Genomic DNA, 23,092 nt, shown 5'->3' on the forward strand with positions numbered 1-23,092 from the left:
TCCCGCGTATCCTATAGAATCCGTTCCTTATTTCCAGCGTATCTCCCGGCAACCGGTGAATCTTCACCTCCTTGTCTTCCAGTGCATCCCATACATTGAAGATGCGGGCTCCCATTATCCATTTGTTCACCAATACATTATCGCCTGCCTGTAAAGCGGGATACATGGAGTCGGAAGGAATATGGAAGGTGGTGAAAGTGGTGATCTGAAAGAATACAAATACTGAATAATACGGTTAACAGTCTGTCTGCTATCCTCACTATAGTCTTTTTTACTAAGGTTTTAGAACTCATATTTACAATCCGAAAATTATTACTATTTACCTCTTTTTATGCGTGAATTCATTATGACGATATATAAAATTAGTGATTATCAAAGAGGCATTTTATCCTAATCAAGTAGGATTAAAAAGTGATACAGAACCTATTTTATAGACTGGTTTGTTACACCATTATGCAATAAAATTAGCTTCCATTATAAATCCTTTATCCTTATTTTACATATAATAGGATTGCTTTCAGCGTCTGTTTGTTTGAGTATTGTCACTAATTCTGGATTAAATTCATAGCCTCTTTCCTCAAGCTCTTTTAAGTCCATGGCATCTAGAACTGCTAAAAAATTACCATCTATATCTTGTGGAATAAAATATTTGATTTTCCCAAGCTGCAATTTTTTAGCTAATGTATCCAATGAATATGAATAACTTTTATCGTTTTTCTTATCATATATGCCAATAAAGTTTTTCTTATTTATAATATATACTACACATATTGCGTTATTTGTTTCAACAACATCATAATAAGATATGTAATTGGAATCAGATAAGTACTTGAAATAACTAGAACTCTGTCCTCTATTACTGATTTTATTCAGATATTCAATAGATGGGGGAGTATATCCTTCTATATTGAAATGATATACGGGAGTTGCTTTGTCTAATGTTAAATGATATACAGTCATATCAAAGGGAGTATATCCATATATATCTTCACCTAATTTATACAACATATAAGTAGCTCCAGTTAAATATCCTGATTTGAATTCTTTTGTTACAAAATGATTTTTTAATTCTCCCGATTTATCTGTTGTAAAAAAATAGCAACCGGAAAGCTCACTATCCTCAAATGCTTCATTGTACCAAACGAATCCATTTTCTGTTTCTATGCAACACGATGATATAAATGAAGGAAAGCGTAACTCTTTTATAAAAGAAAAATCAGGTAACGAATAATATAAAAGCTTTTTCTGTTCATCATCAAATATGGTTATACATCTCTTTTTTGAATTAATGGAAAAAGTGGTGGTGGTTAAATACTCTCCCGGACCGTTACCCGACTGTCCGACTTGTGTAATCCAACGGCCTTGTTTGTTAAAAGCGAGTAGGTTATCATCCTGACCATTTGATATTAATAAAAAGGAATCTGTTTCTTGTATTGCTTTCATACTCCCTACTAAACAAGAGTCATTAGTTTCTAAAGCCAAAAAAGAGCACTTCAAAATGGTTTCCGGACTTTCTGATTTCATTTCGTTAAAATTGATTTCTTTCACATTTATTACGTTTGTGTCTTTTATCTCATGACAAGAAACCATAAAAAGGAAAGAAAAAATAAATATATATTTTCTCATAAAAATGTTTTTTATAGCTTCCTGCAATATTGCAGGAAGCTATTTTGTTGTGCTATTTATGTTTTAATCTAATTTACAACATTGATGGCCTGAGCCACTGCATTTTAAAGAATGATCTTTTTCATTCTTTTTTACTTTCTGAAAAGAACATGTACCATCACCTCCATTTTCTCCATCAGCCAATGCTTCCACATTAGCCAAAGCCAACTCAGACATCACATCCGATTTCTGAGAGTTATACACATTAAATCCTGCTATCAGAGCAAATGCAGCAACAACTGTTGCTTTCAAAATATTCTTTTTCATCTCTTTTTGTTTTTTCGATGATTTATTAATCTTGTTTTCATCTTTTATCGGAAAGAACTCCACCGCAGAAAAAGCAAATACATGACTTGCAGATTCTGATTATTTCCATTAAGTTTGCATCGGACTAATCCTCCTTTCTTTAAGGAGAAACCCAAGGGAAGGAAGGGTTTCTCTAAATTAAACTTTATTTATTTGGCATTCCCTGCTATCATTAGCCGAAGCGGAGATGCCTTTGTATTGCAATACACGGTTATCATCTTGTTAAAATGACCTTTTTCTTCTGCCTCATACGTCACTNACGGACAGGTTCCTTGCTGTAACTCACCTTGGTGCAACCGCAAGATGTAGTGACATCCTGAATGACCAGCAGATTGTTGCCCTCATTGGTCAATACAAATTTGTATTCCTGCCTTTCCGATTGTGGAAAAGTCCCGAAATCCATATTGGCCGTATTGACGGAAACGTCTGTCATGGCAACTGACGAAGAAGGCATTTCGCCATTGGTCAATCTCTGCAGATAGAGCTCTTTCACCTTTGGATTGTGAACCGGGTTGCCTATCGCTATCACTTTGTTTTCCCGGTTTAATAAAAAAGATTGAAATGTCATTTCACCGGGAAAACGGTTTAATGCATTAAAATCATCCTTTTCATCGAGACAAACCGGATAAGTGAAGGCATCCCTCCGAGTAATGTAACGCAACTCTTTTACATCCTTGGGGTGGAAATAGAACACAAAGGGCACTTTCCCCTGAACCAATGAATCTACTTCGTGCATGAATTCTTTCCAACGAGGCAATTGCAATTTACAACTGGTGCAACCTACAGAGTCTACATAAGTAACTATCTTATATTCGGCATCTGCGAAAGAAAAATCAATCGTATCTTTCCCTTGAATGGTGAAAACAGAATGGGGAGGAAAGGAAATCTCTTTCCCATCCCATTCTTTAACCAAACGAGCGATTTTCTCTTTCTCTGATTCCTTGCATCCGGTTAAGAAAGAGAGAAGCAGAAATATAAAATAGTATTTCATATCTTAGTCAAGGCTATATACTTTGATTACTATATTCACTTTTTCTGTGATGAATGGGCAATCTATATTACCTTTTCCAACACAGTAATAATCAGCCTCATCAGAACCATCATCTTCACCGGAAGCAAGTGCTTCAATGTTGTTCAACAGCAATAATTCGTGAGCAGATTGCTCTTTCGTCATACTTTTAATGTACATTGCAGATAAGGCCACCAATGCAACCGCCAATGTTTTTGAAACCTTTTTCATATTCATTTGTTTTTCTGTTTTATATAGTAGTTTTATGTGTCGCAAAGCTAAGTGTTTCTTTTCATACGAGCAAGAAAAACTACCTTTCAACACCTTTCAAGTAAATATTTACACCCTTATACCTTTTGAAAGGTATGGGTAAGTTAGCTGGAAATATCCATCTTTCAAGCTGTTTATCGCTATTTCCGTGTCTATTTCTTTTAATATTTTGCGAAGGCGGCTGTTTAATGTGTACAATTTGTCCAGATTGATTTCATCGTCGCCCCAAATGGCTTTCACCAAGTCTGCTCCATGCATGCGGTGGTTTTCGGCTTCTGCCAATAGTTTCAGTAACAAATTGGGATGGGGAGGCAGTTTTGTCACCACTTTGCCATCTCGGTATATGATGCTTGCATCGGGGGCGTAAGCTACATTGTCCGATAGCCGTATATTGGGGGGAGCCAACCAAAAGTTGTCCTCCGATTTTTCAGAAGTTATTTCTGTTTTCTGTTTAGTCTGTAAGAATGAAACGATTATTCCCCCAATGCATCCCCCTATTATTCCCCAAAAGATATAAAGAAGAAGATTGTAATTCAGAATGCTGAAGAAGGTCAGGTCTATGGCTGGCTGCAATTTCATTTCGTTTTTAGCTCCGGCATAGAATGTGGGGAGCGAAGTATAATGCTTACCGGCAAGGGAGTCACGGTTTTGTGCCCTGTATGGGCGAGTGGAAATAGTTATATCAATAAAAGTCTTTATGTGATTGATTCCTTTGGCTTGCAGTTCTTTTTGCCACAACTGGTTTAATGTATCCGGGTGGGCGTATTGGCGGTTAAGGATAGCAATAGTATGCAGTATTTGGGTATGCAAGTCTTTATCTATGTTTTTGCTGCTATTCACACTGTCCAGTTGATATGTTTTTTTTTCATTCTCATGTGTGATTTCTACGTGTTTGTATTCCTTTTTAGAAATAGACTTGGAGTATATTAATGCATCCGAATCAACTGTTCTATTATTCAAGTCTTCATGCACTGCCTTTATCAAGGTTGCTTCTGCTACTTTGAGCATTTCTTTGCGTTCGGCACAATAAGAAATATAAAACCATATCGCTGATATGACTGCAATAACGGAATATATAATATATCTCTTCATGGTTCTTTATATTTAGTTCATAGTAAACTTCGTCACAAAAGTAAATATTATTTCTTGTATTCTTTTATTGGGGAAGAAATTATTGTTAGAAGTTGTTTAAAAATTAATCAAAATATTTATTAAGCATGATTTTACAGCAAGCCAATTGCACCATAGCCACCGCTGTATCTACATGGAACTCGTAGTCAATTGTAAGCCTTCTGAATTTTTCAAGCCATGCAAAACTTCTTTTCACAATCCAGTGTTTGGATAAATGTCATTTCACCGGAAAAACGGTTTAATGCATTAAAATCATCCTTTTCATCGAGACAAACCGGATAAGTGAAGGCATCCCTCCGGGTAATGTAACGCAACTCTTTTACGTCCTTCTTATTAAAACGATACCCAGAAAAAGTCCCATAAGCAATTATTTTCCCTTGTGATATCCATCATCCGTCCCTCTTTCCAGAGCTGTTTAAAAATGGCTGAAACATTTTTATTATAAAGTTTCCGTATCAGCCAGATAATTTCTTCCTCTCTCCCTTCATTAGCCGTTGAAACACCCTGTTGATGGGGTTCCGGCAGTGAGTGGACACCTCATCATCACCCTTTCAGCCCCCTTTCATTCGTAAAAAAGGGAATTGCCGGAGACAGATTTGAAAGGGCTTGACAAGCACGGCTGAAACGAAGATGAGAGGATATTCTGTCATTCTTAACAGGCTGATAGTCTGCATATTTTGATTAAAATGTAAGGATGAACGGAAAAAAGGAATAACCGGATTGGTGAAGGTGGGATACAATCTGCCCTCTATAAAAAGATGCCGAGCTTTTTAAAAAAGATGCCGAGCTTTTTAAAAAACCTCCTGGTCTTTTTTGAAAACCTCAAGGTCTTTTTTGAAAACCTCAAGGTCTTTTTACAACATTCAGGATGGCATATTTTCAGATGTACGTATGCACAAGCCTACACGTACGTATGCATAAGCCTACACGTATATACGCATCGGGCTACACGGACGTACGCATAAGACCACACGTATATATGTCATTGTGGCAGGCTCCGTCAAAATACATACTTCACTATCTGATTATCCGTATTTACATCCGTTGCCAACAAGCAATGATTTGCCTCATCCACATAGATGCCTGTAACCGGACGGTCTAACGTGTATTCCTTACGCAGCTTTCCGTCAAAATCAAACACCCGAAGCTGTTTTGCCCCCTGCTTATATTCTTTCTCCTTCACAATATCGCTAAACTTACGTCCATCATAAATGGCATAAATATAATGCCCGGTCACTTGAATATCATAATAACACATCCGACCGGCAGGAATACCATATCCTTCTGAAGTGACATGAAACTCAGGTTCACCATCTTCTCCCTTATAGTTGATATGACGGCCGTTCTCTATATTATAAATATCAAGCACATCTCCCAATTGAGTTACTGTCACCAAAAGTTTCTTATCCGGACTAAACGAAATAAAGCTACGCCAGCCTTGTGCTACAGCAGGTGCACTTTCTTGCAACCGCTTCTCGTCAGTTATTGGTATGCAGTGGGACTTATGCAACAAGTTCCCCGCCATGTCTGCCCAACTAAAGCGATTTTCTCCCGAATAGTCAGGAATAACAAAAGAATCCGTATCCGATAAATCAAAGTCTAAAGGACGCATAAATGCCTTGTCCAACGAAATGTTTTCCTCCAGTTTCGGTTCTTGTCCCGGTGCAATGCCGCCATATCGAGACAAACGATTTTTTGAGCCATCCAACACCCATGCTGTATTATCTCCTCCCCAACGAATATTTTCAGCCGAAATCATCTCCTCAGGGCCCTCACCCCGTTTACCGAAAGAAGAAATATACTTAAAGCTTGGATATGTGAAAACATGATAATAATAATCCACATTATGAAGGTCAAAGACTACCGCTTTATCTCCTTGCACCCTAATTCGGTATGCATAACGAAAAAGAGCTGTATCAATGGGAACCTCTTCTCCCTTTAATTGAACATTCTGAACATCCTCATTAGCCTGTTTCTTTTGTCCACCACATGAAGTTATTAATACGAAAGCGAACAATAATACAATTACATTCTTCATTTCTTTATTTTTTTAATTTTATCATCCCCTGTACAATATCAAAGACAACGACTTTGGGCTGTTGCATCCGGAAACACGAAGGTGTATCAAAATGAAAACAAGCCATCATCCTGACACACCCTCAGCATTTCGGTGCATTAAAGCAATATCCTTTACTTATAAATAGCTTTTTTACCGGCTAACAATGTGTTTTTCATTAACGAAACGATGGTCATCGGCCCTACCCCTCCCGGCACGGGAGTAATATAAGAACATTTCGGAGCCACTTCGTCAAACTTCACATCTCCTGTGAGTTTGAAGCCCGACTTCTTACTTGCATCCGGCACACGAGTAGTGCCCACATCAATTATTACAGCTCCCTCTTTCACCATGTCGGCTTTTACAAAATTAGGCTGACCGAGAGCAGCAATGATAATATCCGCTTCCTGACATTCTTTAACCAAATCCTTGCTACGGCTATGACAAACCGTTACTGTAGCATCACCCGGATAAGATTTCTGCATCATCAACATAGCCATCGGCTTGCCTACGATATTGCTGCGTCCCAGCACTACACACTTTTTACCTTGTGTTTCAATATTATAGCGTTTCAGCAGCTCGAGGATTCCGTTCGGAGTAGCCGATACATAGCAAGGAAGTCCGATTGACATACGTCCCACATTGATGGGATGAAAACCGTCCACGTCTTTACGATAGTCGATGGTCTCAATCACCTTTTGTTCCGATATGTGCTTGGGCAATGGAAGTTGAACGATAAAGCCGTCTACATCGGCATCTTCATTCAGTTCTCTGACTTTAGCCAACAACTCTTCTTCCGTTACATCAGCCTCATAGCGAATGAGACTCGATTTAAAACCGCATACTTCGCAAGCCTTTACCTTGGCTGCCACGTATGTTTCACTTCCTCCGTCATGGCCGACGAGGATAGCTGCCAAGTGAGGACGCTTGCCTCCTTTGGCTACAATTTCGGCAACTTCAGCAGCTATTTCCTGCTTTACTTGTTCCGAAATGGCTTTTCCGTCAATTAATTGCATATTCTCTTTGTTAAATGATTCTTTCCAACAAATGTAGTATAAATCAGTCAGTCGACATAATAAAAAAAGGAGAAAGTTTTGTACTTCCTCCTTTCCTTATATATATAAGGTATTACTTCTTCATTTTAGGCATCATCTTACCCATCTTACTGCTTGTGACCATCTTCATCATCTTGCGCGTCTGGTCGAACTGTTTCAGCAGACGGTTTACTTCCTGAATAGTGGTACCGCTACCCTTGGCAATACGTGTACGACGTGTTCCGTTCAGAACTTCGGGATGCGTACGCTCTTCGGGAGTCATGGAATAGATAATGGCCTCGATACTCTTGAAGGCATTGTCATCGATATCGATATCCTTGATTGCCTTGCCCACACCCGGAATCATAGAAGCCAGTTCTTTCAAGTTACCCATCTTCTTTATCTGATGAATCTGAGCCAGGAAGTCATTGAAGTCGAACTGGTTCTTCTGAATCTTCTTCTGAAGACGCTTGGCTTCTTCTTCATCGTATTGCTCCTGTGCGCGTTCTACCAACGATACGATATCACCCATACCGAGGATACGGTCTGCCATACGTGCAGGGTGGAACTGATCAATGGCATCCAGCTTTTCACCTGTACCGACAAACTTAATCGGCTTGTTTACTACCGTACGAATAGAAAGAGCGGCACCACCACGGGTATCACCATCCAACTTAGTGAGCACCACACCATTGAAATCAAGACGCTCATTGAACTCGCGAGCCGTATTTACTGCATCCTGACCGGTCATTGAATCAACAACAAATAATGTTTCATCAGGATTGATAGCTTTCTTAATCGCTTCAATTTCGTTCATCATCTGTTCGTCGATAGCCAGACGTCCGGCTGTATCGACAATCACCAGGTCATAGCCTTTTGCCTTTGCCTCATGGATAGCGTTCAGTGCAATCTGCACCGGGTCTTTGCTGTCCGGTTCACTATACACAGGGACTTCGATTTGTTCTCCTAAAACAGTTAACTGATCGACAGCAGCAGGACGATAAACGTCACAAGCCACCAACAACGGTTTACGGTTCTTCTTGGCTTTAAGCATACGTGCCAACTTACCGGAGAAAGTTGTCTTACCCGAACCTTGCAAACCCGACATCAAGATGATTGCAGGACGACCGTTCAATTCCAGTTCGGCAGTTTCGCCACCCATCAATGCAGTCAGCTCATCATGCACAATCTTTACCATCAACTGGCTCGGTTTGACAGCTGTCAACACATTCTGCCCCAGCGCCTTCTCTTTTACCGTATCTGTAAAGTTCTTGGCTACCTTATAGTTAACATCGGCATCAAGCAACGCTTTACGCACATCTTTCAGGGTCTCTGCGACATTGATTTCGGTGATTTTTCCTTCACCTTTCAGGATTTTAAAAGACCGTTCCAGTCTCTCACTTAAATTATCGAACATATATCTTTAATTATAAATTACGAATTATGAATTATAAGTTACTGAACTTTAATCACTAACCTTAAACAGCTTTTGAGGTGCAAAAATACAAAAAAGTTAATTATCTCATATCTTTTTGTTCTGCCATTTTGCTTTTTTCAAGTAAATAACGCTGCAAATCAATAATAAAGCATAGTAAATTACCTCGGTGGAGAAACAGACAGATACGGGAGCTTTCACAATATACCCTATCCAAAAGATATAGGAGGTGTAAATAACAAGAGTCGCTGTCTCCAATATCAAAGCAGCCTGTGTGTTGCCTGTACCCGAAATTCCATTGAAATAAATATTGGCAACCGAAGCAATCAGCATAGCACCTCCTATGACATAAAGAGAAGGTACAGACTCTACCAACAATGCTTCTTCATTGGTATAAACAGAAAGCATTGCCTGCGGAAACACGACCAAAACAGCAACGCATACCACCATAATGATGAAAGACATACGGGCAATGCGCCCCATCAGTTGCATGACGTGGCTCACCCCTCCGGCACCAATCAGATTACTCACCAGCGAATTGGTAGTAGTGGACAAAGACTGGACGGGTATCAGCATCACCACATAAATGCTTCTCACTATATTTGCAATGGCCAGTTGGCGCTGCCCCAATCTCTCTACGGCAACAAAGAAAACAAACCAAGTTGCCATTGCCAGAAAATATTGTACCATCGTAAAACAAGAGATGCTCAAAATACGTCCCAGTAACGTGAAATCAATGCGCGGCCAATGATTCAGCCCATATTTCCGGAAGTCGATTCTTGCCCAAGTATATAAAAGGAAAAAGACCAAAGAAGAAGCCTCTGCAATAACCGAAGCAATGGCAGCCCCTTTCAGCCCTAAAGCAGGCAAACCGAAATGACCGAAAATCAGAGCATAATCCAGCACGACATTTACCATAGCCATGACAATGGCATTCAAAGTCAGTACCTTCGTGCGCGTGATACCTATATAAAGAGCACGGAACATGACATTGACAAATGCAAAAAAGAAACCGAATATACGCCAGTTCAGGAACTCTTTGGTAGCATCGAATATGGCATCCGAAGAGATGAGCAACCGTATCAGTGAAGGAGCTGCCGCATGGGTCAGCCCGAAAAGAACGACTGCCAATATCAACAAGAAAGCACAACCCTGCATCATAACAGGTCCTACATCTCTGAATCTGCCTTCTCCATTACGGCGGGCTATCATAATCTGCGAACCTGTACTAAAGCCAAAGGCTATCGTAAAGACGCAAATGTAAAACAATCCACCCATGGCCGAAGCACCGAGTTCCACTTCACCCACTCTTCCCAAGAAGGCGGTATCTGTCACATTAATAATGTTTTGTGCCAATAACCCGAGGAATATCGGATAACTGACGTTCCATATTTCTTTGTTCGTATACATACTTACTTTTTGAGTGCTTAAAAGGGTTACAAAGGTAGGAATATTTATTCTGTTTTACATTATTCCATGACTTAATAACTGTTATACCATATTATTGCAAACTTCAATAGTTTCTCATGAAACAGTTGAAGCATTCATCTAAAAGCGTAATTAATTGCACAATTCTTTTGTTTATGTGTTATTTTATCCTACCTTTGCGCCCACAAATCAAAAAATGAAATAATTAATGAAGAAAATTCTACTGATTGGCGCAGCGACGCTAATGGTTTCAAATCCAACTTTTGCAGGAGGTATCCTGACTAATACAAATCAACATGCTTCTTTTCTTCGTATGCTATCCCGTGGTGCTACAACCGAAATAGACGCCGCATTATCCAATCCTGCCGGACTGACTTTCTTGCCGAAAGACGGATTTCATGTGGGATTGAGCATTCAGAGTGCATACCAGACTAGAAATATTGATGCTAGTTTTATGACATACAACGGCATTAGCGCCACAGGTCCTACAGTTTCGGACAAGCCTTTCGAGAAATATTATAAAGGAACAGCAGCTGCACCGATTATTCCCAGTGTGTTTGGTGCCTATAAGAAAGGAGACTGGACTATTTCGGGATTCTTCGCTATTACCGCCGGAGGTGGAAAAGCATCTTTCGATGACGGATTGCCTATGTTCGATGCCTCGGCTATGGCAGGTATTTTTTTAGGAGGTTTGGAAGCAGAAAGGCCTACGGTTATAACTCCTGACATGTATGATATCACAAGCGCCATGGACGGCAAACAATATATTTACTCTTTGCAACTAGGATTGTCTTACAAAGCTACCGAATGGCTTTCTGTATTCGGTGGAGGCCGTATGAACTATTTCACAGGCGGTTATAAAGGATTTCTGAATGCATACCTGAAAGGAACAGACACAAACCTGTTGCCACTTGTTTTGGATTGTGACCAGACGGGGTGGGGACTTACACCCGTTATCGGCGTGGATGCCAAATTAGGGAAACTGAATATCGGTGCCAAATACGAATTCAAAACTAATCTGAATATCGAAAATAACACGAAAGATATAAAATATCCCCCAAGTGCCAAAGACATGGTAGCCCCTTATGAACATGGTGTAAACACTCCCAATGACATACCTGCCATGCTCTCTATCGCAGCGGCTTATGAATTCCTCCCCGTGCTGCGCGCCTCTGTAGAATATCACTTCTACGACGACAAAAACGCAGGTATGGCAAATGGGAAACAAAAATATCTGACCAAAGGGACCAACGAATATCTGGCTGGTATCGAATTGGACGTAACCAAGCAACTGACTCTTAGCTGTGGCGGACAAATCACAGACTATGGACTGTCTGACAATTTCCAGTCCGATACAAGCTTTTCTTGCGACTCTTATACTTTAGGATTTGGAGCAAAAATAAAGATGAACCAACATCTCAATCTGAATGTAGGATATATGTGGACTACTTACGAGGATTATACAAAAAAATCAGCAAACTATAACAATACAAAATTACCCGGAACGAACGTATATAGCCGTACTAACAAGGTATTCGGTTTAAGTGCGGATTATAGTTTCTAAAAAGAATCTTAATTTTAAGGGAGGGGAGTGTGTCAAAACAAAACCAGCCTATCCAATCGTCAGTTGTAGGGGCAGGGTTTGCCTGCCCGAAGACACAAAGTAAACTGTTTTCGGGCGAGCGAACCCCGCCCCTACGAACGAAACGACAGCATTATCCACGTTTTGACACACCTCCATTTTTTATATACTTATCGTCCTACCCCCTATTCTGCAAAGTGGTGAGTAGTAACGGCACGAATCAGATAAAGTTTATCCTTTCCCGCTTTCGTAACCCTCTTTCCGCCAATAAACTGAAAAGAATAGAAAACACCCTCTTTATCGCATAAATAACGCGTATCTAAATCGTGCGTTATTTCCAATTCTTCTTGATTTCTAGCCTCTATCTTCTCATTCAAGTCAATCAATCTATCCCCATTAAACCGGTCTCTAATCACTTTAGCTTCCTGCTCTGTAGGGAAACGCCAATTCTTTATACTATTGACCGAATAACCTTCAGGGATGGACCGGGCAGTCGCTATTTGACTTTCCCACTCTTCCAAACTCATTAGTAATAAATCAATTCCATTCCCATCGCTACCTTTATTGGAAGCCACAACAATGCAATCATTCCAGATGCTTCCAACCTCAGGCAATCCCGATATATTCTCATCTCCATCCGTATCTTCATCATCGGAATTATCTCCATCCGTACCAAACTTAAACTCAACATCTATCGCATCCTCCCAACCTTTAGCTATCAAGCTTCCATCGATAGAAATATCTCCCGTATAGCTGCCACCTATATTATAAGGATGATTGGCTTGAGGAACTGCTGTACTGATATATCCATACGTATGGCTTCCTTTAGAATCTTCCAGCGTTATAGACAGGGTTGCTTGAGAACTGCTACCGGGAAAGATATAAACAGGCCCCGCAGTCCATCTCCCATCCGTTCCCAACGAACAATCTATCTCCAGCGTCTTGTTCTCACCTCCATATTTCCCTTCAAAATTAAGAGATGAATATAAAGGCGATACACCTACTTTCACCTGCTTAACCTTATCCGCTTTAGTCAGAACAACATTAAGAGAAGCCACCCTGTAAGTAAGCATAAGATTCACCGTTTTATTCTTTCCTTCCAACGTAACGTCAGCCATTCCCATCATCATTGCTTTTGATGCACAACTGCCCTCCTGCATAGTGATTGCATCATTAATTCGGGGATTATCGGGCATGGCATATCCTTTGGATACTCCTGAAAGAGCCACTACCTTAAAACTTCCCGAAGGCAACTGTAAATTCATTTCCACCTCCTCCGAAGTTATCTTCTGTTTTGCCGCACAGTCTCCTTTCTCATTGAAGGCATACAGATAAACCGGATATTCAATAGATATATTTTCACCGGAACGAGCCGTTATTTTCAATGCTGTCTCATCAGAAGAGGGCATATCTTCTTCCCCTCCATCATCCATTACACGCTGGCAAGCAAAAGAAAATAACGAGAACACAGAAAAGAGCAGTATGTAACAGAGCAAACTTTTATTTACTTTCTTCATCATTGGTCTTTATATCAAGATTAATATCTTCCATTTTCCCTCCGTCATTCCAGCTATCAATCTCACCTCCCGTTATTTGTATTTCTTTTCCATTAACCGCAAGATTGTATTTCTGATGGGTACCCTCTCCAAACTTATTATTATTTGCAAAACTCGCAATGGAAGCTTTATAACTCTTACCTGCCACCGAGTAATCCAACGTCAATGAAACGGGAGTATCGGATGTTTTCTGGTTCAATATAAGATAATAGGAAACCACTCCATTCCCATCCGCCATTGAATGGTTGTTCAGGGAAACACTCAACAAATCGGAATCACCTTCCCGCGTAAGAGTAACCTCCTTTGTATCAAACGAGTATTTGGCAGATGATATGATATTGATGCCTTCCAGCGATAAATTATTCAAAACTGCATTGGATAATGTACCGGCAGCTTTTATATCGAATTGCACCAAACAGGAAACATGACGAAAAGCGTGATTGCCGGTAAAAGCCACCGTCCCATCGGCGCCATAAGCCTGAGTCACTTCCGCCACCATAAAATCATATTTCTGGATGTTTTCCCAACTGCCATCCTGTCCATTTAAAGATGGCATACAAACTTTTGTTTTATCAGTACTCGCATCATTATATGGATAAAAAGCAGAAAATGTACTTTCACTCACCAAATCATCCCAATAAGCTTTTGAAGAAGTCCATTGCACGGAATAAGTCCACTCCATGACTGGATTATCATCCACAAACATACCGATTTTATCACCTTCTGCAAAAATAGCACTCCCCACTTCGCCCGAATAACGGGGAGTCGACTCATCGTGTATAGCCCCTATTTGGGCTACAACATACATTGGTAACTGCTGACCCTCCTGCTTTTCAGAGTCTTCTTCAAATTGTTCTTGACAAGACAAAAATAGAATACTGCCTAAAAAACAGACAGTAACACCGTTCAAATACTTCATTGTATCTAATTTATATTTTAAAATATAAGATATACATTATCGCATATCCGTTAATAACATCAAGATAGGGCAAGCTGATTAGTCGTTGATACAGAAGTTTTCAATTAGTGCATTAATGGCTATTATTCAGTTGTACACACAAGTGAAAGTACTTTTTATCTCTTTACAGTCAAACTTTTAATTAACTTTTATTTTATAGATTTTCGTTAATAAACTATTTATGAGAATTTTAACACGAAAAAAATATTTTAGCCTTTATAATAGGACTATTGAAGACACATTATTATATTTAGAAAAATGCTTTCTGCAAAAAAGAAGAAAAATATTATGTCTCTAACACTCTGCGAACAAAAAATATTAGTAACTTTGCCACACCCTTAATAAACGAGATTATAATTATACACTATAAACAAATTAAGAGATTATGCAAACAATTGACAATTTCAACTTTGCCGGTAAAAAGGCGATTGTCCGCGTGGACTTCAATGTACCTTTGGATGAAAATGGTAAAATCACTGACGATACCCGTATCCGTGGTGCTCTTCCTACACTGAAAAAAGTTTTGGCTGATGGTGGTAGCTTGATTATCATGTCACACATGGGTAAACCCAAAGGAAAAGTCAATGCTAAATTCTCATTGAACCAGATTGTAGACGCTGTTTCTGAAAAATTGGGTGTGCCCGTTAAATTTGCTCCGGACTGTGCTAAAGCAGGTGATGCTGCAGCAGCTTTGAAACCGGGAGAAGTCCTGTTATTGGAAAACTTGCGTTTCTATCCTGAAGAAGAAGGAAAACCTGTCGGAATCGATAAAGAAGATCCCGCATACGAAGATGCTAAAAAAGCAATGAAAGCTTCTCAGAAAGAGTTTGCTAAAACATTGGCTTCATACGCTGACTGCTATATAAATGACGCATTCGGTACTGCACACCGCAAACACGCTTCTACTGCTGTCATCGCCGACTATTTCGATGCAGACCACAAGATGCTGGGCTATCTGATGGAAAAAGAAGTAAAAGCCGTTGATAATATTTTGAAAGACATCAAACGTCCTTTCACTGCCATCATGGGTGGTTCTAAAGTTTCTACCAAAATCGGTATCATTGAAAACCTGATGGATAAAGTTGACAACTTGATTCTTTGTGGCGGTATGACTTATACTTTTGCTAAAGCTCAGGGTGGAAAAATCGGTAACTCTATCGTTGAAGACGATAAATTGGAATTGGCTCTCGACATCATTGCCAAAGCAAAAGCCAAAGGTGTAAATCTGGTATTGGGTACTGACTGCGTAGCAGCCGACGCATTCTCTAACGATGCTAATACTCAGGTTGTTCCTTCTAACAATATTCCTGACGGATGGGAAGGTCTTGATGCAGGTCCTGAAACTCAAAAATCATTTGCTGCCGCTATCGAAGATGCCAAGACTATACTTTGGAACGGTCCTGCAGGTGTATTTGAATTTGATAACTTTACAGCCGGTTCACGCGCTATCGCTGACGCTATTGCAAAAGCAACTAAAAACGGTGCTTTCTCATTAATCGGTGGTGGTGACTCTGTAGCTTGTATCAACAAGTTCGGCATGGCTGACCAAGTATCTTACATCTCTACAGGTGGTGGTGCTTTGTTGGAGGCAATCGAAGGAAAAGTTCTTCCGGGTGTTGCAGCTATCAAAGGTGAATAATTTCATTGATTTGATATAATAAAAAAGAGGCTGAACTCAGAAAGTATTTTGAGTCAGTCTCTTTTCATTTTTGTAAATATTTCATAGAACAGAACCGCCTCTGTCATCTCCTCGACCATTCCATCTTATTCAATTATCTAGTAATATTTTCATTTATAACCAGGCACATGAACGATTTTCAAAAAAATTATGTAATTTTGCCACCTATTCAATATAACTCGATAAATTATGAGAAGATATTCACTACTATTTACAATTTTGCTACTATCGGCAACAACAAGTTTTGCACAACTAAAAGATTTTAGTTATAAATTCTATGGACAGATTCGCACCGACTTATTTTACAACAGCCGGGCTAACGAAGAAACGGTAGACGGACTTTTCTATATGTATCCCAAAGACAAAGTATATGATGCCAACGGCAAAGACTTAAATGCGACAGCCAACGGCAGCTTTTATGCTTTATATACTCGTATGGGATTGGACGTACAAGGCCCCAAATTAGGAAATGCAAAAACTTCTGCCAAGGTGGAGCTGGATTTCCGAGGTTCGGGTACAACATTCTCGGTAGTACGCCTGCGCCATGCCTATCTGAATTTAGACTGGGGTACTTCTGCTTTACTATTGGGACAAACATGGCATCCCCTGTATGGTGATGTTGCTCCCCAAATATTAAATCTGAATATGGGAGCTCCTTTTCAGCCTTTCAGCCGTGCACCGCAAATCCGCTACCGTTACAAAACCGGAGATATACAAATAACAGGTGCGGCCCTGTGGCAGTCACAATACCTTTCTCAAGGTCCTGAAGGTAAAAGCCAGAAATATATCAAGAACAGTTGTGTGCCTGAGATATATGCCGGCATTGACTACAAACACAACGGCTTATTAATAGGAGCAGGCATCGAAATGGTATCTTTAACTCCTCGTACACAAACCACTGTGGAGGATAAGATATATAAAGTGAGCGAACGTATTACCAGCCTGTCATACGAAGTGCACATGAAGTATAATACTGCAAAATGGTTTGTTGCCGCTAAAAGCGTATTAGGTTCAAATCTTACACAAACCTCCATGTTGGGAGGTTACGGTGTAAAATCAGTTGACCCACGTACGGGAGAACAGGAATACTCACCCAACCGTAACAGTAGTTCATGGATTAATATCGTATATGGAAAGACATGGAAACCCGCACTTTTCTTCGGCTACATGAAAAACCTCGGAACAAGTGACGCTGTAACCAAGATGTACGGAACAGGAACAAACATAGACCAGCTAATCAGCGGGACAGCCGAACTGACTTATAATGTTCCTCATTGGAAGTTAGGAGTGGAATATAATCTTACTTCTGCGTGGTATGGTTCTCTGAATCAATCTAATGGGAAAGTGATTGATACTCATTCCATATCCAATAACCGTTTGGTGGCAACCGCATTATTCATGTTTTAAGAGATAATGAAATGGAAAAGATGAAAGAGTTTTTCGTTATAACAGTTTCTTTAAAAACTCTTCCATCTTTTTTCATTATAACAGTTTCCTGCCCATCAGTTCAATTCCCTATTACCTTATATTTCACATCAAGTTATTGTGAAACATTGTGTTAAACCCCACAATACATTAAAAGGTAATTTTTTGAAAAGTATTCTAATCAATATATCTCAATTTCATCCAAAGCGATAAGCCCGGGAACCTCACTCCTGTCATGTGGGCTATAACAATCTATACCATTCCTGATTTTACCTCCGCTAAAAAATTCAATCTTCACCCCTATAATATCCGTTTGCACCGGAAACTCAATCACTTCATCAAATCCCTTAAAAGTATTCTCTTTTATATCGTAAGTAAAATCCTTTTCGACTATCTTCCGAAAGTTTTTATCCGAATCTGAAACAAAGACAATTGCTTTGCTTACCGGCAACACACCTCCGGCAGCATTATATAAAGTACCGAATCTTATCTTGCTGATATTTGTTCCATCAAGTTCCACCACAAAAGTAACCTTATCATCTGCATCAGGAAGGATTCCCACCCATGGAGTAGACGAGGCATCATTTCCCCTTTTTCCATTCGTCAATCCCAATGTAACGCTATCAGCACCCAAAACATCATTCTCATCCCAAACATCCCCTTTCATGCCTGTGGGCTCAGGAGTTATTTTGTATTTCTTTCCCGAAATCAGATTACCATATAATTTTTTATGTGTGACTTTACCCACAGGGTTTCCATCTACAAAAGCAGCCGCTTTCAGTTCATAAACTCCCGACAAAGGGAAAGGGCCGGTATATAAATTCCCGGCAAGAGTAGGTTCAGTGCCATTTATAGTATAATAAATTTGTGTATTGGGGCAGAAAGTTTCCAACTCCACATTCAATATTCCGCTTTCTGTGGCACGCGTATTAATATTTACATCAAAGAAATTACGACACGCCTTTACCCCTAGAATATCCAAGCGTTCAAAATCCTCTTCCATACGTTCACAAAAAGAATGGAAATCTTTTCTATCCATCGGAGTCCAACCCGTTTCGGCAATAGCCATCAAACGCGGAAATATCTGATAATCCCTCCTGTCTTCCGTCGGCATATATTCCGACCAACAATTGGCTTGCAGACCGATAATATGTCGCTTCACCAGACTGTCCGCATCAGTCGGAACCGGATTATAACTGTATGTCTTCTTCAACGTATTATATCCGCCGATAGTCACCGGAGCTATTTCTGGGTCTTCCTGATAATGGTCCAAATAAGCATAAGGATTAGGAGTCATAATGGCGTCATGACCGGCCTTTGCAGCATTCACACCGCCTTCCACACCACGCCAAGACATAACTGTCGCATTCGGAGCCAAACCTCCTTCTAATATTTCATCCCAACCAATAATATTACGTCCTTTAGTATTCAGATATTTTTCTATCCTTCCCACAATATAGCTTTGCAGTTTTTCTTCCTTCGTATGCTTCTTACCATCTATAGGATTGGGAACTGCATCTTCCTTCAATCCCAATTCACGAATCAGTTTCTGACAATGCGAACATTCTTCCCAAGCGTTCTTGGGACACTCATCACCACCTATATGAATGTATTCACCGGGAAAAAGTTCCACCACCTCATCCATCACTCCTTCCAAAAAAGAAAATAAAGTATCTGTGGGACAAAAGACCTGATCGAATACTCCCCAAAGTTTGGCTACCTCATAGGTGCTGTCCGGGGTACAAGACAACTCAGGATAAGCAGCAATGGCAGCTAAAGCATGTCCGGGCAATTCTATCTCCGGAATCACCGTAACATATCTGCTCTTTGCATAAGCAACCACGTCTTTTATCTCTTCCTGAGTATAAAATCCGCCATGAGGTTTACCATCATACTTAAATGGATAATGAGTGTAAAAGTAGTCTATCATCGTTTCTGAACGCTTCGAACCGACTTCCGTCAACTTGGGATACTTCTTAATTTCTATTCGCCAGCCCTGGTCATCCGTCAGATGCCAATGAAAAGTATTCATTTTGTGCATGGCAAGAATATCAATAAACTTTTTTATATAGTCCACCGATGCAAAATGACGGCATCCGTCAAGCATCGCTCCACGATACCTGAATGCCGGAGCATCATTTATTTCCACACAAGGAAGGCTCCAATCAGCATTACGCACCGGTTTATCTCCATAAACCTCCGGTGGTAACAACTGATACAATGACTGCAAGCCATAATAAAATCCGTTTGGAGCAGAAGCAGTAATCTTTATTTGCTTTGGAGTAACGGATAAAGAATAAGCCTCTCGTGACATTCCTGCCACACTGTCAAAAACAATAGATGCCACATTTTCATGCAATTCGTCCGATATCTTCAACTTCAGTCCGGCTATATTAAATAATCTAGAAGAAAAGTCGGAAGCAATATCCTTCACTTCCTGAGAAGCATTTACAACAATCGGCACATCATTATCCAAATAAAAACGTCCGGCTTTTTCATCCAAAACAGTGGGAAAAGGAACAATATTATACGCATTAACAGACTCTTTCATTTGGCATCCACACATTAGCAGTCCAATGAAAAATAAAAACAGACTCCTTTTTTTCATAATAAATACTGTGTTAAGTTTTAATTTATGGGGGTTTTAATTCTTTGCTGACAAAAATAACAAGAAAAACGGAATTAAATACTATCTTTGTCGGAGTTAACCAAATTTATTCTAATACACATGACAGCAAATACCCCCAAACGATTGCTCGCTCTCGATATTCTGAGAGGCATCACCATTGCAGGCATGATTCTTGTAAACAATCCCGGTTCATGGGGTTATGTATACACCCCTTTAGAGCATGCCGCTTTTAACGGACTCACTCCCACCGACTTAGTCTTTCCTTTTTTCATGTTTATCATGGGAATATCAACGTATATTTCATTAAGGAAATATGAGTTTTCTTATTCACATACGACCTTGCAAAAGATAGTCAAACGAACAATCGTCATCTTCTGCATCGGGTTATGCTTAAATCTATTTGCAAAATCAGCATTTACCCATCATCTCAATTTTGAAAACTGGCGCTATATGGGAGTCATGCAACGACTTGCCATCAGCTACGGCATTACCGCTTTGATAGCTATCACAGTAAAACATAAATATTTCCCTGCTATCATCATTACCACACTGACAGCATATTTCATCTTACTGGCTATGGGAGACGGATTTATCCTGTCGGAAACGAATATTATAGCCCGCTTTGATGCATGGGCATTGGGACCCTCCCATATGTACCACGACTCCGGGATTGCTTTTGACCCGGAAGGCTTACTAAGTACTATCCCTGCCATCTGCCATGTCATGGTAGGCTTTTACTGCGGAAAATTATTCTTTTCGGCCAAAGATAATAATGAAAAGATACAACGACTGTTTATCATTGGTACCTTATTGACCTTCATCGGTTTTCTATTGAGCTACGGATGCCCTATCAACAAAAAGATATGGTCACCTACTTTTATTATTACTACTTGTGGACTGGCATCGAGTTTTTTGGCTCTTCTTATCTGGATTATAGACATTAAAGGCTATCAAAAATGGTGCATATTTTTCCGGTCATTCGGAGTTAATCCATTATTCATATATGTATTTGCCGAAACGATAGGTGTTATTTTAGGAGTGACAGGATGTAGTAATTTTATCTATGAAAGAGTACTTGTACCAATTTTGGGCAATTACCCTGCTTCACTTGTTTATTCTTTGCTCTATATCCTGTTTTGCTGGAGTATTGCACATATATTATATAAGAAGGGCATTTATATAAAAATTTAAAATCAATTTAGAAGAAAACTATAAACAGATGGATAAAGAGGGCAACTTATCATTTATTTCAGAACTGACAGAAGTATTTAAAAACAAGCAACAACAATTCATACAGTTTGCATATTCTTATGTACGAGACAAAGAAGATGCAGAAGATATTGTCATGAGCGCTTTCACCACTATGTGGGAGCGCCGTGACGAATTACAAGAGCACACTAACATTTCCGCCCTGCTTTTGACGGCAATCAAAAACCGTTCACTTAATTATCTACAACATCAGGAAGTACGCATGAATGCCGAACAGCAAATCAGTAATATGAAACAAAAAGAAATAGCTCTGCGCATTTCCACACTGGAAGCCTGTGACCCGGAAAAACTATTTTGCGACGAAATACAATCCATAATACATACAGCAATCAATGAGCTTCCATCTACCAGCAGACAAATATTCATATTGAGCCGAATAAACAATATGTCTAATAAAGAAATTGCCACCCGGATGGATATCTCTGTGAAGACTGTAGAATTCCATATCACGCGTTCCCTAAAACAGCTTAGGGCCAAATTGAAAGACTATCAGTTTGTGTGGATTTGGCTATAAGAAAAAGAAATATTGAGATTTTACTAAAAAAATTCATTTTTCCATTAGGGTTCTTTCATCCTATCCGGTTATATATATAAAACAGGGGAAGAATGAACACTGATTTATTACATAAATACTTTAAAGGAGAAACCACAGAACAAGAGGAAAGCCTCATTGTAGAGTGGGTAGAAGAGAGCGCTGAAAATAAGGCACGTTATCTGAAAGAGCGTATGCTATACGACGTATCTCTTTTCTCGGACACAACAACCGGCAAGAAAGAAAAGAAAAATATATTTCTATATTATATAGTTCCGGCCATGGCAGTAGCGGCTATGTTCGCACTCCTATTCTATATAGGTATTCCTCACACTCCGACCACAGAAAGTGTATTATCACAAACGATTCGGATTCCAGCCGGTCAACGTGCTCAAATGGAATTACCGGATGGCTCCCTTGTTTGGCTCAATTCCCAAACGACATTGACATACGATGCCAGCTTCGGAAAGAAAGACCGGAAAGTCACATTAGACGGTGAAGCATATTTTGAAGTAGCACACAATAAAGAGATTCCCTTCTATGTGCAGACAGAGAAAATTAAAGTGCAAGTAACCGGAACTAAATTTGATGTATGCTCTTACAAAGGTTCGAATAACTTTATCGCCCGACTCATTGAAGGTTCCATCAACCTGCTGACCAATGATACAGAAGAAAAGGCACTCAGCAGCCTGAACAAAGGGAAATACTTTTCGATGGAAAACGGTAAATATAAAACCGGAGAGCTGACCAGCAACAATGCTTTAGCCTGGATGGAAGGAATATACTATTTTGATGATGTGCCTTTCAAAGAACTCCTCAGTAAAATAGCCCTGTATTATAATTACAAGATAACAGTGGACAATCCGAAGATATTGGAAGGCTACCGCTGTACAGGCAAATTTAAAGATTTGGACGGTATAGAACACATATTAAAAGTGATTCAGAAAGACCACCCATTCAAGTACCATATTGACAATGAACATAATAAGATAACAATAGAATAAAATCACATAAAAGTTTAACCTTAAATATTTTTAAAGCCATGACATAGAAATCCATCAAAAAAGAATCGAGAAGTACCCCCATACTCCCCGATTCGACAGCTAACAAATGACCTTAATCAAATTTA

At 39.6% G+C, this 23,092-nt stretch carries 17 protein-coding genes and 3 pseudogenes; 6 read left to right on the top strand and 14 right to left on the bottom strand.

Annotated features, from left to right (window positions below):
• The 11 genes and pseudogenes from IR173_RS18225 to IR173_RS10915 form a co-directional block, all read right to left on the bottom strand.
• Positions 1-202 (bottom strand): annotated as a pseudogene (locus IR173_RS18225) (S26 family signal peptidase); the annotation flags it as partial.
• A 272-nt stretch (positions 203-474) separates the two neighbouring features.
• Positions 475-1,626, bottom strand: a complete 1,152-nt coding sequence (locus tag IR173_RS10875) for a 6-bladed beta-propeller (protein ID WP_237039628.1) — start codon at positions 1,624-1,626, stop codon at positions 475-477.
• 63 nt (positions 1,627-1,689) lie between these two features.
• The gene (locus tag IR173_RS10880) at positions 1,690-1,932 is read right to left on the bottom strand and encodes an NVEALA domain-containing protein (protein WP_237039629.1); all 243 of its coding nucleotides are present in this window, start codon (positions 1,930-1,932) and stop codon (positions 1,690-1,692) included.
• 188 nt (positions 1,933-2,120) lie between these two features.
• A pseudogene (locus IR173_RS10885) lies at positions 2,121-2,962 on the bottom strand (DUF1573 domain-containing protein).
• A 3-nt stretch (positions 2,963-2,965) separates the two neighbouring features.
• The gene (locus IR173_RS10890; RefSeq protein ID WP_237039630.1) at positions 2,966-3,217 is read right to left on the bottom strand and encodes an NVEALA domain-containing protein; all 252 of its coding nucleotides are present in this window, start codon (positions 3,215-3,217) and stop codon (positions 2,966-2,968) included.
• A 102-nt stretch (positions 3,218-3,319) separates the two neighbouring features.
• On the bottom strand, positions 3,320-4,342 hold the full coding sequence (locus IR173_RS10895; protein WP_237039631.1) for a hypothetical protein: 1,023 nt from the start codon (positions 4,340-4,342) through the stop codon (positions 3,320-3,322).
• 251 nt (positions 4,343-4,593) lie between these two features.
• Positions 4,594-4,725: pseudogene (locus IR173_RS18305) on the bottom strand (DUF1573 domain-containing protein); the annotation flags it as partial.
• Between the two features lie 656 nt (positions 4,726-5,381).
• Positions 5,382-6,419 carry a BF3164 family lipoprotein gene (locus IR173_RS10900; protein ID WP_022507892.1) on the bottom strand — a complete coding sequence of 346 codons (1,038 nt, stop codon included), beginning with the start codon at positions 6,417-6,419 and terminating at the stop codon, positions 5,382-5,384.
• A gap of 152 nt (positions 6,420-6,571) precedes the next feature.
• Positions 6,572-7,453: a bifunctional methylenetetrahydrofolate dehydrogenase/methenyltetrahydrofolate cyclohydrolase FolD gene (folD, locus tag IR173_RS10905; RefSeq protein WP_117462830.1), complete on the bottom strand. Its 882-nt coding sequence runs from the start codon at positions 7,451-7,453 to the stop codon at positions 6,572-6,574.
• A 112-nt stretch (positions 7,454-7,565) separates the two neighbouring features.
• Entirely contained in the window at positions 7,566-8,888 is a 1,323-nt protein-coding gene (gene ffh / locus IR173_RS10910; protein WP_022507890.1) for a signal recognition particle protein, read from the bottom strand.
• A gap of 105 nt (positions 8,889-8,993) precedes the next feature.
• Positions 8,994-10,316, bottom strand: coding sequence for an MATE family efflux transporter (locus IR173_RS10915; RefSeq protein WP_237039632.1), 1,323 nt, complete (start codon positions 10,314-10,316; stop codon positions 8,994-8,996).
• A 226-nt stretch (positions 10,317-10,542) separates the two neighbouring features.
• On the opposite strand from IR173_RS10915, the gene IR173_RS10920 reads away from it, so the two are divergent.
• The gene (locus tag IR173_RS10920) at positions 10,543-11,898 is read left to right on the top strand and encodes an OmpP1/FadL family transporter (protein WP_237039633.1); all 1,356 of its coding nucleotides are present in this window, start codon (positions 10,543-10,545) and stop codon (positions 11,896-11,898) included.
• 203 nt (positions 11,899-12,101) lie between these two features.
• Here IR173_RS10920 and IR173_RS10925 read toward each other — a convergent pair whose 3' ends face one another.
• Both IR173_RS10925 and IR173_RS10930 read right to left on the bottom strand, forming a co-directional pair.
• A complete protein-coding gene (locus IR173_RS10925; RefSeq protein ID WP_237039634.1) occupies positions 12,102-13,436 on the bottom strand; it encodes a FimB/Mfa2 family fimbrial subunit in 1,335 nt (444 codons plus the stop codon).
• Positions 13,417-14,391 carry a fimbrillin family protein gene (locus IR173_RS10930; protein WP_237039635.1) on the bottom strand — a complete coding sequence of 325 codons (975 nt, stop codon included), beginning with the start codon at positions 14,389-14,391 and terminating at the stop codon, positions 13,417-13,419. The genes IR173_RS10925 and IR173_RS10930 overlap by 20 nt, the downstream gene beginning before the upstream one ends.
• Before the next feature lie 424 nt (positions 14,392-14,815).
• On the opposite strand from IR173_RS10930, the gene IR173_RS10935 reads away from it, so the two are divergent.
• Positions 14,816-16,069 (top strand): phosphoglycerate kinase, encoded by a 1,254-nt coding sequence (locus IR173_RS10935; RefSeq protein WP_237039636.1) that lies wholly within the window; start codon positions 14,816-14,818, stop codon positions 16,067-16,069.
• Between the two features lie 228 nt (positions 16,070-16,297).
• Complete coding sequence (locus tag IR173_RS10940) at positions 16,298-17,515, top strand: hypothetical protein (RefSeq protein ID WP_237039637.1); 1,218 nt, start codon at positions 16,298-16,300, stop codon at positions 17,513-17,515.
• Positions 17,516-17,714: 199 nt separating this feature from the next.
• On the opposite strand, the gene IR173_RS10945 is transcribed toward IR173_RS10940, so the two are convergent.
• Positions 17,715-20,141: a beta-N-acetylhexosaminidase gene (locus IR173_RS10945; RefSeq protein ID WP_237039638.1), complete on the bottom strand. Its 2,427-nt coding sequence runs from the start codon at positions 20,139-20,141 to the stop codon at positions 17,715-17,717.
• A 120-nt stretch (positions 20,142-20,261) separates the two neighbouring features.
• Here IR173_RS10945 and IR173_RS10950 point away from each other — a divergent pair, with 120 nt between their 5' ends.
• The 3 genes from IR173_RS10950 to IR173_RS10960 all read left to right on the top strand — a co-directional run bounded on the left by IR173_RS10950 (position 20,262) and on the right by IR173_RS10960 (position 22,967).
• Entirely contained in the window at positions 20,262-21,353 is a 1,092-nt protein-coding gene (locus tag IR173_RS10950; protein ID WP_237039639.1) for an acyltransferase family protein, read from the top strand.
• A gap of 28 nt (positions 21,354-21,381) precedes the next feature.
• Positions 21,382-21,945, top strand: a complete 564-nt coding sequence (locus IR173_RS10955) for an RNA polymerase sigma-70 factor (RefSeq protein WP_237039640.1) — start codon at positions 21,382-21,384, stop codon at positions 21,943-21,945.
• Between the two features lie 92 nt (positions 21,946-22,037).
• Positions 22,038-22,967 (top strand): FecR family protein, encoded by a 930-nt coding sequence (locus tag IR173_RS10960; protein ID WP_237039641.1) that lies wholly within the window; start codon positions 22,038-22,040, stop codon positions 22,965-22,967.
• The last annotated feature ends 125 nt before the right edge of the window (positions 22,968-23,092 follow it).

It is taken from the genome of Phocaeicola faecalis, assembly GCF_021730445.1.
Classification (GTDB): Bacteria; Bacteroidota; Bacteroidia; order Bacteroidales; family Bacteroidaceae; genus Phocaeicola; species Phocaeicola faecalis.